At 42.1% G+C, this 12584-nt stretch carries 12 protein-coding genes; all 12 read right to left on the minus strand.

Going from position 1 to position 12584, the window contains the following annotated elements:
- The coding region (locus IH879_10800; protein MCH7675425.1) for a hypothetical protein at positions 1–210 on the minus strand (210 nt) is incomplete at its 3' end.
- A gap of 446 nt (positions 211–656) precedes the next feature.
- Positions 657–1283: an outer membrane beta-barrel protein gene (locus IH879_10805; GenBank protein MCH7675426.1), complete on the minus strand. Its 627-nt coding sequence runs from the start codon at positions 1281–1283 to the stop codon at positions 657–659.
- A 92-nt stretch (positions 1284–1375) separates the two neighbouring features.
- Complete coding sequence (locus IH879_10810) at positions 1376–2686, minus strand: glycine--tRNA ligase (protein ID MCH7675427.1); 1311 nt, start codon at positions 2684–2686, stop codon at positions 1376–1378.
- 153 nt (positions 2687–2839) lie between these two features.
- Positions 2840–3877, minus strand: a complete 1038-nt coding sequence (locus tag IH879_10815; GenBank protein ID MCH7675428.1) for a galactose-1-phosphate uridylyltransferase — start codon at positions 3875–3877, stop codon at positions 2840–2842.
- Between the two features lie 20 nt (positions 3878–3897).
- On the minus strand, positions 3898–5184 hold the full coding sequence (locus IH879_10820; GenBank protein MCH7675429.1) for an HlyC/CorC family transporter: 1287 nt from the start codon (positions 5182–5184) through the stop codon (positions 3898–3900).
- Between the two features lie 62 nt (positions 5185–5246).
- Positions 5247–5660 (minus strand): rRNA maturation RNase YbeY, encoded by a 414-nt coding sequence (gene ybeY, locus IH879_10825; GenBank protein MCH7675430.1) that lies wholly within the window; start codon positions 5658–5660, stop codon positions 5247–5249.
- Positions 5644–7983 (minus strand): HDIG domain-containing protein, encoded by a 2340-nt coding sequence (locus IH879_10830; protein ID MCH7675431.1) that lies wholly within the window; start codon positions 7981–7983, stop codon positions 5644–5646. Before IH879_10830 ends, ybeY begins: the two co-directional genes overlap by 17 nt.
- 24 nt (positions 7984–8007) lie before the next feature.
- On the minus strand, positions 8008–9003 hold the full coding sequence (locus IH879_10835) for a PhoH family protein (protein ID MCH7675432.1): 996 nt from the start codon (positions 9001–9003) through the stop codon (positions 8008–8010).
- 179 nt (positions 9004–9182) lie between these two features.
- Positions 9183–10031: a LysM peptidoglycan-binding domain-containing protein gene (locus IH879_10840; protein ID MCH7675433.1), complete on the minus strand. Its 849-nt coding sequence runs from the start codon at positions 10029–10031 to the stop codon at positions 9183–9185.
- A 28-nt stretch (positions 10032–10059) separates the two neighbouring features.
- Complete coding sequence (locus IH879_10845) at positions 10060–10329, minus strand: hypothetical protein (protein MCH7675434.1); 270 nt, start codon at positions 10327–10329, stop codon at positions 10060–10062.
- Between the two features lie 151 nt (positions 10330–10480).
- Positions 10481–12253 carry an aspartate--tRNA ligase gene (gene aspS / locus IH879_10850; protein MCH7675435.1) on the minus strand — a complete coding sequence of 591 codons (1773 nt, stop codon included), beginning with the start codon at positions 12251–12253 and terminating at the stop codon, positions 10481–10483.
- A 2-nt stretch (positions 12254–12255) separates the two neighbouring features.
- Complete coding sequence (locus IH879_10855; GenBank protein MCH7675436.1) at positions 12256–12405, minus strand: hypothetical protein; 150 nt, start codon at positions 12403–12405, stop codon at positions 12256–12258.
- Between the last annotated feature and the right edge of the window lie 179 nt (positions 12406–12584).

A 12584-nucleotide genomic window follows, 5' to 3' on the forward strand; every position in this document is an offset into this window, starting at 1 on the left:
AGGAAACACGGTTTCCATTTTGAAGAGGGCATAGACAAATAAGTTGAATTTTACTTTGGATGATTGATATTGATGGCTGCCATAAAACAGCAAATCCGCGGAGGTTGCGACCTCCGATTCATCCGATAACCATAACTTTTCCAGTTCAGCAACACGAAGCTCCATTATTTTCATATGACTTGCCTGCAAGCCTTCGATTATCCAAAACATAATCACCGGAATCATTGTTAAGACGATACCCTGATAGTTTAGCAGAATGGCCTTATTGGAAGCGGTAAATATTATTGAGAGTAGCCAAACGGTCAGACACCAACTTTTGGTGATGACTCGCTGGTTGTAATGCCTGTCAATCGTCCTGTAGTGTTGCTCAACAATCCATTGTAATCGATCTTTATTGATAATATTTCGGATACATCCTCCAGACTTTCGATGAAACCTTCTCTAATAAAAAGTATTGGTAAATATAGAAAGCCTTAAACTCTTTCCCGCAAAATCTCCAAAAGCTTATCATCGGCCACCCGATCTTGCTGCATCGAATCCCGCTCACGAACGGTCACGGATGAGGAAGGATTTGTGCAATCGATTACATTTAACGCTTATAAGAAAGAGACATAAATTGGGTAAATCTCAAATTTCAAAACCCAAATTCCAGAGGATTAGAAATAAACCGACAACCCAAACTTTACAGATGTAGCACTTAAGTTGAGAATTTTACTTTTGTTTTCGGCTTCAGTTACTATACCTGCAGTCTTGTCTGTCCTGCTATCTTTTACCCAAATGTAATTCAAAGACAATCCGTATTCGGCCAGAAAACTAATATTTTTTGTTGCAAACCATTCCGCGCCTAAGTTGGCTGATATTCCAAGGGACCATCGTTTGCTCGTCCTTTGCGATGTAGATTCAACAGGATTTGGGGTTCCTCTTTCTGAACCAGTTTCGGAGTTACTGCGATTAAAACCAACCATTGGACCAACTCCAAGAAAAAGGTTGATTTCTTTTTCCGGAGATGGATAGAATAGATATTGGACGTTGAGTTCAATATTCTGAACGTCACTATCTGAATCGGCTGTCAAAATCTGACGCAGGGTATCCGAAGTAAACTGCTTTGAGTTCTGTTCAGCATCTGAAATTGAAGCATTTAAACTTAAGCCGAATCGTAAAGATTTTTTATCTGAAAAATGGCGCTTTGCGGAAATGACACTTCCCTCGAATCGACTCAATGTAAAGTTTCGGCTAATTTGAAATTGTAATGCCCAGGCTCCTGTTTCAAGCGAGTTCTCCATTTTGTTCTCCTGGGCAAACAGAGAAGTGTCAGGTAGGCAATTAATTGCAATAAACAAGATTATGTACCCGAACCTAAGCAAACGTAGCACCTTTAAATCCTTTCTTTCAAAAACTCCAAAAGCTTATCATCGGCCACCCGATCTTGCTGCATCGAATCTCTTTCGCGTACCGTCACTGTGTTGTCCTCTAAAGTCTGGGAATCCACGGTGATGCAGAAAGGTGTACCGGCTTCATCCTGTCGGCGGTAGCGGCGACCGACTGCGCCGCCTTCATCGTAAAAGACCGGCATGTGCTTCTTTAAGTCATCGGTGATTTTGTGCGCGATTTCCGGCATGCCATCTTTTTTAACAAGGGGGAAAATACCCGCTTTAATCGGTGCGATTTTGGGGGAAAGGCGTAACACGGTTCTGGAGTCTTTTTCCAACTCCTCTTCATCGTAAGCGTCGACCAGACAGGTGAGCAGGGTCCGGTCACACCCAGCCGAGGTTTCAATAATATAAGGAGTGAAACGCTCGCGAGTCGCGTCGTCAAAGTATTGCAAATCTTTGCCGGAGTACTCCGTGTGCCGCTTGAGGTCAAAATCCGTGCGGTTGTGAATGCCTTCCAACTCTTTCCAGCCAAAAGGAAATTCATACTCGATGTCAAATGCTGCCGCTGCGTAATGGGCGAGTTCATCTTTGCCGTGCTCGCGAAATCGCAAGTTTTCTTTTTTGATGCCGAGGTCATCGTACCAGTTAATTCGCTGTTCTTTCCAGTATTCAAACCACTCACCATCTGAGCCTGGTTTGACAAAAAACTGCATCTCCATCTGCTCGAATTCCCGGGTACGAAAAATAAAATTGCGCGGCGTGATTTCGTTGCGAAAGGCCTTGCCGATCTGAGCGATGCCAAAGGGAATCCTCTGCCGGGAAGACTGCATAACATTGACGTAGTTGACATAAATACCCTGGGCGGTTTCAGGTCTCAAGTAAACAACTGAAGCATCTTCCGCAACCGCACCCATGTGAGTTTTGAACATCAGGTTGAACTGCCGGGCCTCTGTAAGCTCGCCACCACAGACCGGGCACCTATCTTTAATGGTTTCGTCGTCTTCGCGAAACCGGCGCTTGCAGTTTTTGCAGTCGATCATCGGATCGTTGAAGCCTTCTACGTGTCCGGAGGCCTCCCAGATTTTCGGGTGCATCAAAATCGCCGAATCGAGGCCAACGATATCCTCGCGGGTCTGCACCATGCTTTGCCACCAGAACTCCTTGATGTTGTTTTTCAGCTCCACGCCCAAAGGTCCGTAATCGTATGAGCTGTCCAGGCCGCCATAGATTTCGCTGGATTGAAAAATGAAGCCGCGTCGCTTGCAGAGCGCCACGAGTTTGTTCATTGCTTTTTCAGTTAGATTTTTGCTCATTTGCTACCCTCACCCTTCACTGGCTATCCAAAAGTAGAACGATCAGGTCATGCCGAGCTTGTCGAGGCATCTTTTTAGCTATATTCTATTAATTTAAGAGATTTCTCACTACGTTCGAAATGACATTTACTTGGTCGCTGGGATAGTTGATTGTTAATTAATTTTTTCTTCCCTCAAAATTCTTGCGGCCGTTTCCGGAGATATGACATTGATTTGAAATCCGGAGCCGATCTCGAAACTTGTGAAGCCACGAAATTGCGGCGTAATATCGATATGCCAATGATAATCTCGTTCAATTGTTTTCCAGTAACCCCGTTGTTTCCCGGCATTGACATTTGGTCCGGAATGCAATACCATAACAAAATTCGGATCATTCAAAGTGCTGCTTAATTTCCGTAAAACTTCCTTGAGAATAAAAGCGAGTTGACTGTATTCATTATTCCATTCAAAAAATGTCTCGTGTTGTTTCGGTAATATGGAAATTTCAAAAGGAGCCCGGGATGCGAAAGGAGTAAGGGCGACGAATTTGTCGTTTTGCATGATGATCCTTTCATCATCCGTAAGCTCTTGATTGATAATGTCGCAAAATAAACACCTCTCTTTATATTCATAATGTTCACGGGTGTTCATCAATTCATATTTAACCCGCGCCGGAGTAATGGGAGTTGCAATGATGTGTGAATGCGAGTGGCTCATCAATGCGTCATGGCCGTCGCCATAATTTTTGTGCAACAGCACATACCGAAAACGGGTATCACGTTTCAGATCAAGAAAACGCTCGCGGTAAGCATACAACACATTCTGAATCTGATCTAAGTCCATATCATAGATTTGCTCGCTGTGTTTTGGCGATTCTATCACCAACTCATGAGCACCGATGCCGTTCAAAACATCATACATACCCATGCCGCGATTATCAAGGTCGCCGTAGATTTGCAAAAAAGGCTGCTTGTCAGGTACGACCCGGACTTTCCATCCCGATTCATTTTTAGTCGAATCGTCGCTGCGTATGGCAAAGATTTCCGAAGGTGTCTCCGCTTCGAAGCCGCTGCAAAGTTGACATTTCCCATCAGACTGATTTTTCCGACGAGGCGTGGTATTTGAAATCAAATCCGCTACATTATACTCCTCTTGAAAAATAATCGACCAGCGCCCGGTGATTGGGTCACGCCGAAACTGATTCATCGCCATTTTTAAAAATCCTGTTTAAGTTAAGCATCTTCGGAATCCTTTTTCCCTTCTTCAACAATCTCGCTTCTGGTCAGTTTAACTCGAATTATTCGGTTTCTATCTATCTTTTCAATAATAAACGTGTAGTTATTATATTCCACTACTTCATTTTGTTCAGGAATATAATCTGTCAAACTAAAAATAAAACCGCCGAGACTTTCATATTCGCCCTCGGTCGGCAAATCCATTTCGAGCTGTTCATTTAACTCATCCAAGTCGATTTTAGCATCGATGAGAAAACTATTTTCGTCTATTTTTTTATACAGCGGCGGTTCCTTGTCGTACTCATCTTGAATTTCGCCGACGATTTCCTCGATGACATCTTCGAGCGTGACTAATCCTGCCGTACCGCCGTATTCGTCAACAACGATGGCCATGTGCTGCTGCCCCTTTTGGAACTCTTTCAGCAAATGATGCAGCTTTTTGCTTTCAGGTACAAAGGAAACAGGACGTGCCAATTTTTTCAAGTCCGGTTTTCCGATTTTACCATCAATAATAATCGGTAAAAGTTCTTTGGCATGAATGATACCCAAAATATTATCAAGCCCTTCAGTATAGAGCGGAATTCTGGAATGCCCTTTGTTTTTAATCAACTTGGCTAAATCCTCGAGAGAAATATTTTCCTCCACACCTACGATGTCAATTCGAGGTATCATAATTTCGTGAACCTCAGTTTCGCCAAACTCAAAAATCGAATCAATCATAGCGCGTTCATTATCTTCCAAACCGCCGTTTTCTTCCCTATCTTCCACGAGTGCCATAATTTTTTGGTGTTCGAAAACTGTACTCTTCCGGGAAACATCCAACTTGTTTGAAAAAAACTCGAAGAGTCTGGCCAGGAGTCTTACAAATGGTTTAACTAAAAAAAAGTAAACCATAGCAGGCAAAGAGAGGAATTCGGCAACAGAGCGATTTTTTTTAAGGACAAACTTTGCCCAAATTTCATTTACCGTGAATAGCGCTATGGCAAAGAAACTCAGCATTAAAACTAATGCCAGCGCATGAGAAACAACCAAAAAAACGGCAACAATTTTAGATAAAAAAATGACGGTACAGACTAACGAAATTTGAGCAACCAATGAAGCAAACCGTATTGCTATAAAAAAAGTATGATGATTGTCCCAAAGCTGCACCGTGCGTTTAGAACGCTTTGTAGCTTTTTTTCTAAGTTCCTTTAAATCGACTTCGGACAGGGATAAAAAGGCAACCTCAACGCTTGAAAAAAAGGTTGAAAGAAAAAGGAGAGAAATAAAAGTTACAACTAGCAAAAAAGACGACTCAGGAACCAAACTGGTTTATTCACCTCCATGAAAGTTATTATTGCGGATTATTAAAGTGAGAGATAATAATTCTCACGAGCAGTCATTGCATGCTTTTCAATATCAGATTTATCTTTATAGCCCAAAAAATGCAAAACACCATGCACCGCCATCCGCTCTAATTCATCACCCGATTCCACATTATATATACTCGCATTCTCCAAAACACGATCCATACTTATGTAAATTTCTCCTTCAAACATATCAGTTTCATTGGACAGGGGAAAAGAAATGACATCCGTTACCGAATTTTTGTTGAGGTAATCTTTATTGAGTTTTTTAATATAGGTGTCGTCAACTAAAATGATCGTTAACCTTGCGTTATCCTTTGATTCGGTTTGCCAGACTTTTTCAGTAAGTTCTTTAATCCCTTTTAAAGAAATTTCATGAGCCTGTTCATTGTGGATACTAACTTGGAATTTCAATTGGCTTCACCGAAGGTTTCTTACCCCCTTTACCGAAAGGTTTCTTGTCTTGATCCGGGTACTCAATTCTGCCGTGAAACATCCCTGTCAGGGTGTTCACAAAACTTTTTTTAATTAGGTTTAAGTCCCTTGTTGTCAGGGGACATTCATCTAACTCTGAGTCGAGCAACCTTTCATGAACAAAAGAATTCACCATGCCGCGGATCCGGCTAACTGATGGATCTTTCAAGCTCCGTGAGCCTGCCTCGACAGAGTCCGCCAGCATGACAATTCCGGTTTCTTTGGTTTGCGGTTTTGGACCGGGATAGCGGAAATCAGTTTCATTTATTTCAACACCGTCACTGCTTTCTTTGGCCTTTTCATAAAAAAAACGAATGATATTCGTACCATGATGTTCGGGAATAAAATCGCGAATTTCCTTAGGCAAATTGTAATCGTGAGCAAGATCTAAGCCTCTCTTCACATGATTGATCAAAATCAGGCAGCTCATACTGGGAGTCAGTTTCTCATGTGGATTCTTCCCGCCCTTTTGATTTTCAACAAAGTATTCCGCTTTCTCCATTTTGCCAATATCGTGATAATAAGACGCCACCCGCGCCAGAAGGGCATTGCCACCGATAACTTCGGTTGCCGTTTCAGAGAGATTTCCAACCATGATGCTATGATGATAGGTCCCGGGGGCACGGATCGCCAGCTGCCGAAGCAAGGGTTTATTCAGATCGGACAACTCCAACAAAGTCGAATTTGTGGTGAACCTGAAAATGGTTTCAATAATTATCATTAAGCCGTAAGCCAAAATTGGTGAAAGCAGCCCGTTGATTAAGCCATATAACCACATGTTCCACAGATCTTTGAATTCGGTATTCTGTAGAAACTCAATCGCCGCGATTGAGAAAATGTATGCGATAGAGATTGATAAAATTCCCTTTATTATCCAGGATCGGGCTTGAATTTCACGCACGGCAAATGTGGAGACAGTTCCCACAAAAAGGCAAATTATCATTATGCCGAATTCATTGCCTCTGAGCCCCCCGATAATGATACTCAGTGTTACAGTTCCTATAAAAGCAACCCTTGGATCGAAAAATATGGTGAGCAGCATTGAAGCAATGGAAATCGGGATCAAGTATTTCAGATTTGACGAAAAACCAAATTGGTTGATCAGAAAAGTAGTGCCAATTACCATCATAAAGATAATAAATATCAAAAACATCTTTTTTAAATCATAAAATATTTCTTTCCGGGAAACCGTCAGAAACATAGCTGCAAATGATAATGAAAGAGAAACTAATAACATTCTCCCCATATACGGCAGGATAATTTTTGAACCGCCTTCACTTATTTCTCTTTCGGCCTTTGCTGCTGCTAGTGAATTTAGTTTATTCAGCGTTTCCCTCGTAATGCGTTCATGGGTATTTACAATTCTTTCGTTTTCAAACACAATACCTTTTGAAAGAGGAACGTTCGTGACTGCAGCTTCTATTCGTTGTTCTGTTTCAATCTTATTATGAATTAAGTTAGGTTTTAAAAAAGCGGTGATAATTTGATACCCTAATTTCACCGTGGTTGAAATCTGATCAGGAAATGTCTGGGTCAAGTTTTCAAGAACGTTATCATCATAATTCTCTCGAGTCAAATGGTTTTGCAAATTTTCTATAGTCTCTTTGCCTGTAGAAATCACGGAGATTTTTTTTACATAATTCGGTATCTTTTCACGTTGCAAATTTAGAATTCCATTCGAATATAAATCAAGGAGGATCCTTCTGAAATTCTGTCTCAAAAATTCAGAATCAAATTTTTTCTTTATCGTCTCATTGGAATTATTGCTGAGCGAGATTTCGGCTCCGTGTAATAAAATCGGGATGTTAACCTGTTCAATAATTAGAGAAAATTTGTTTACCACGTTGCGAAGCCCAGTCACTTTTGTCGAATCGGCTGCTTCTGAATTTCGAACCAAATTGATTTCTTTAAACAGTTCATCAAACCTGCTGACATACCTCAACTCAATACTATCAACGCGGTTAAAAACCAGGGGTACTTTTTCAGTAGCAGCCTGTCTGTCGTTAGCGATTTCTTGCTCGGTTTTGTTCACCAAAAATCTAAAAGGAGCGATTATTTCCTCGCCGGAGTAAACGTCATCTTCCTTCAAATTTGCAAACTGGTAAGATTGGCTTGAAGGGAATATCAAAGTGGCTGTAATTACAATCACCAAGCCCATAACAAATTGCGGTGTGTAACGCCACTGTTTATGCTCTTGCAGGGCCTTTAGATTCTCTCTAAAGGGTTTGGTGAAGTCGGAGATTTTTTTCAAAAACTTTTGCAAGCAAAAAACTCCAAATTAAATTAATCAGTTGCTACTATTCTTTTTCTTATTATTATTGGTTTCGTAAACTTCATAGGCTTTGATTATATCGCGTACTAAGCGATGACGCACCACATCCCGCTCGGTTAAATAGATAATTTCAATACCTTCAATATCGGACAAAATAGATTGTACCTGTACCAACCCGGATGAAGGGGAGTCAGGCAAATCGATCTGAGTGATATCACCGGTGATGATTGCTTTAGAATTGATCCCCAGCCGGGTGAGAAACATTTTCATCTGGTTAAATGAAGTGTTTTGAGCTTCGTCCAGAATAGCAAAGGCATTGTTCAGTGTACGGCCTCGCATATAGGCCAAAGGAACGATCTCTATCACACGGGACTCGATATATCTTTTCAATTTGTCGGCCGGTATCATATCGTTCAGAGCATCGTACAAAGGCCTGAGGTAAGGATCTATTTTTTCCTTAAAATCGCCGGGCAAGAATCCCAAATTTTCCCCTGCCTCTACTGCCGGTCGGGTCAGCACAATTCTATTGACCAATTTATCGCGCAAAGTTGCTACTGCCATCGCAACCGCCAGAAAAGTCTTTCCGGTACCGGCCGGACCGATCGCAAACAAAATATCATTTTTAAATGACTTTTGATAAAATGCCTTTTGACCCGAACTTTTCGGTTTGATGACTCCGTCTTTTGTGTAAAGAATGGCTGAGTCCAAATTATCTTCCGGTGTGGCGAGCGAGCCTGTTCTATTCACCAAATCGAGAACTGTTTCCAGGTCATTTTCAGTAATGGTTTGATCCCGGGTTGCCATCAATATGAGTTCAAGAAGAACCTTTTCGAGTCTCTCCACTACATCAGCTTTGCCTGACAAAAATATTTCACTTCCTCGCGCAACAATTTTAGTATTAAACTTCTCCTCAAGGCTGCGCAGGTTTTTATCCTGAAAGCCAAAAAGCATTAATTGATCAACGCCTTTGATTGATATTTTTTTCTGAATTATTGTGGTTGAATCACTCATGCTGTTTCCCGCATAATAAAAAAAAGCTCTTGCGTCAATGGCAAATCTCAGCCATCAATTCAAGAGCTTAGTGATTTCAAACTTTTAGAGATATTTAAGTACAACTTCTATATAGAACAAAGAATCGAACACTTCCATCTGAAAGTGTCCCCTGCATTTTTTTTGCTGTGAATGAGAGGTTATCTACCGGGTATTTTTAACACTGTATACGGGTAGATCAAACTCGAATCATCACCAATGACGTCTTTGTTTGCTTCATACAATTGGCGCCATTTGGTCGGATCGCTCATTACCTCCATGCTTCCGGCGATTTTTGCCAAATTATCACCGTTGCCAACCAGGTATTCACCCGGGGCATTTTCTTGGTGAATTTTGAGGACACGATCCGGGTAAATCAAATCCGGGTCTGCACCAATTTGATCGCGGTTATAAGAATAGATTCGATACCACTGGATTCCTTCACCGTATTGATTGCGTGAGATTTTCCAAAGATAATCACCGCGGTTTACCGTATACTCGTCATACATGCCCTTGGGCATTTTGTCTCTGAGTGTGGCAATCTTACCTTCCAGACCCGCGATTCTGTCGCGCATTTCAGTTAGGTTGTATATCGGACTCGATTTCATCCCGCCTAACTTTTCTTCCATAGCATCGATTTCTTTTCTTCTTTTAAACAAATCTTCGGGAGACAGAGCGCTTAATGCGCTTAATTCCCGATCCATGTCGTCGAGTTGCGTGCGGTAGGCATTAACATCACTCTCAGAAACGCCGAGAGCTGAGTAAATATCTCCCCAAACACCAGCAATTTGACCATCGAGGTCTGCTATCTGAGAATTCAGGGATGCAATTTCGTTGTCACATTTAGCTATTTCGGTTTTAGCTGCCATTTCTCTATCCGCCCACTCTTGCAACTGAGCTTTGTACTCTTTCATGGTCATCTCTTGCGCGAAACCGCTGGAAACGCCCAGAACCATTGAAAGTACAATTACTAAAGAGCCGGCAAATAGAATTTTTGCCACAGCTTTCATGTTACCCTCCTAATTCTATAAAAATAAATTACTCTCCAACTCTTTGTTTAACTGTTTCTAATTCTTTTTTTGTTGCCTGAAGTTCGTTTCTTTTTTGATTCAGCTTGCTTTGAAGCTCGTTCTTTTCCCTTCTTCTCTCCTCCAAAGTATTTTCTGCTGATAGAGCAGCATTTTTTTGTTCTTCCAACGCTTGTAACTGCTCAACGTTGGGACGTTTTGTACATCCCATAAAAGACATCGAGGAAAAAACAAATAAAGCGACGATTAGCAGTGATACAGTCTTGTACAATTTTTTCATTATTTCACCTCCTTCCTGGTCGTCATTGTCTAAATAAATTTTAACTCAGAAATAATCTAAGAGATAGTAAAAACTTATTTAACTCTTGTTTGGGGGATATTGGAATCAAGTATAACAAAAAAAAAACTAATTGTCAAGAAAAAAAAACCATTTAGATAACTTTCAAACCTAACTCCTGAAGCTGCTCTTTGCTGACTTCGGAGGGAGCGCCGTCCATCAAGGAAAGGGCACTGTTTGCTTTGGGAAACGCAATTACTTCGCGAATTGAGTTTTCGTTTGCCAGCAGCATGACCAAGCGGTCAAAGCCAAAAGCAATGCCGCCGTGCGGAGGTGCGCCAAACTCGAAAGCATCCAGTAAAAATCCGAACTTGTCCCGGGCTTCCTCGTCGGAAATATTCAGCAAGCGAAAGATCTTATTCTGTAAATCCTGCACATGAATTCTAATGCTGCCGCCGGCAATTTCGTAACCGTTTAAAACCAAATCATAGGCTTTGGCGCGCACTTCACCCGGCTTTTCTGCCATCAAAGATATATCCTCGTCCATCGGTGATGTAAATGGGTGATGACGCGCCACATATCTTTTTTCGTCCGGGTCAAATTCCAGAAGTGGAAAATCGACGATCCAAACGTGCTCAAAACTTTTTTCAGGAATGAGGTTTTCATCTTTGGCGAGCTTCAGCCTGAGTGAGCCGGTCAAGGTGAGTGCTTTTTCTTTTTCATCTGCCATGATCAAAAGAAGATCGCCCGCCTGAGCGCCAAAAGTTTCGTTTATGTTTTTTATCGCTTCCTCAGAGAAAAACTTCGCCAGGGAAGAATTCCAGCCTTCTTCCGCGATTTTAATCGCAACCAATCCTTTAGCACCTTCATCGACCGCAAATTTGGTTAATACATCGATCTGCTTGCGGGAGTAACCGGCGCCGTTTTTCAAGTTCAGTCCACAGACGATCCCGCCTGCCTTCAAACTACCGGTAAAAACTTTGAAATCGCAATCTTTAACCAGCTCACCTATGTCGACGATTTTCATGTCGAAACGAGTGTCCGGTTTATCGCTGCCGTAGGTGTTCATGGCCTCTTCAAAGGACAGGCGGGAAAAAGGCGCTTTGATTTCAATGTCCAGCACCTGCTTAAAAATGTCGACCATGAGCTTTTCAACCATTTCCAGCACATCATCCTTTTCGACGAAGGACATCTCCACATCTATCTGGGTGAATTCCAGCTGGCGGTCTGCGCGCAGGGCTTCATCCCGAAAGCAGCGCACAATCTGATAGTAGCGGTCGAATCCGGCGACCATCAAAATCTGTTTATACATCTGCGGGCTTTGCGGCAGCGCATAAAACTTGCCCTGGTGAAATCTGCTTGGCACCAGGAAATCCCTGGCGCCCTCGGGAGTGCTGCGCATCAAAAAGGGCGTTTCAATTTCCACAAAATTATTTTGATTAAAAAAGTTTCTGACCGCCTGGTAAGTTTTATGCCGGATGAGCATATTCTTCTGCATATTCGAGTTTCTGAGATCAAGGTAGCGGTACTTGAAACGCAACTCCTCAGAAACTTCTTTGTCCCCGTCGATTTCAAAGGGAGTGGTTTTTGCGGGGTTTAAGATTTTCAAGCTGGTACCCGAAATCTCGATGTCACCGGTGCTCAAATTCGGGTTGACCATTCCTTCCGGCCGTTTTCGAACTTCGCCTTTTACCGCGATGACAAACTCCGTGCGCAGCTCTTTCGATTTGGCGTAATCTTCTCCGCTGCACTTCGGATCAAAGACGATTTGGGTCATACCGTAGCGATCTCTCAAATCTATGAAAATAAGGCCGCCATGATCCCGCCAACGATGCACCCAGCCCATTAAAATGATTTCTTCCCCGGCGTTTTTGGCGTTTAACTCACCGCAAGTATGGGTGCGTTTCCAGCCGTCGAGTGATTCCAAAGCTATTCTTTTCTCCTCTTATTTTTCTGAATCGTATAACGAGCGATTTTTTGATATTTCAACTTTTCGGATTCAAGATTATCCACCGAACCCCACTCATTAGTGTTGCATGATTTTAATAATTCTTTTTCTGTTTTGTCGAGTTTGGTCATTTTTCTCTTCCCTTAGACTATTTAGTTCCCAGTTTTTTTAGATCTTTTTGGAGGAGCGAAACGGTGCTTAACAGGTTCAAAGTGGCAGGAAGTCCACTCTATTTTGAAGGTCTTCGGGTTCGCCTGCTTTTGCAATAATCTCCAAATCGTGAATACACGCCCCAATTGAAGCACGCAAT

The organism is candidate division KSB1 bacterium (assembly GCA_022562085.1).
GTDB lineage: Bacteria > Zhuqueibacterota > Zhuqueibacteria > Oceanimicrobiales > Oceanimicrobiaceae > Oceanimicrobium.

Coding starts and splice junctions, on each gene's coding strand:
- IH879_10805 (MCH7675426.1), bottom strand. CDS start 1,283: ATGGAGAACTCGCTTGAAACAGGAGCCTGGGCATTACAATTTCAAATT.
- IH879_10810 (MCH7675427.1), bottom strand. CDS start 2,686: ATGAGCAAAAATCTAACTGAAAAAGCAATGAACAAACTCGTGGCGCTC.
- IH879_10815 (MCH7675428.1), bottom strand. CDS start 3,877: ATGGCGATGAATCAGTTTCGGCGTGACCCAATCACCGGGCGCTGGTCG.
- IH879_10835 (MCH7675432.1), bottom strand. CDS start 9,003: ATGAGTGATTCAACCACAATAATTCAGAAAAAAATATCAATCAAAGGC.
- IH879_10840 (MCH7675433.1), bottom strand. CDS start 10,031: ATGAAAGCTGTGGCAAAAATTCTATTTGCCGGCTCTTTAGTAATTGTA.
- IH879_10845 (MCH7675434.1), bottom strand. CDS start 10,329: ATGAAAAAATTGTACAAGACTGTATCACTGCTAATCGTCGCTTTATTT.
- IH879_10855 (MCH7675436.1), bottom strand. CDS start 12,405: ATGACCAAACTCGACAAAACAGAAAAAGAATTATTAAAATCATGCAAC.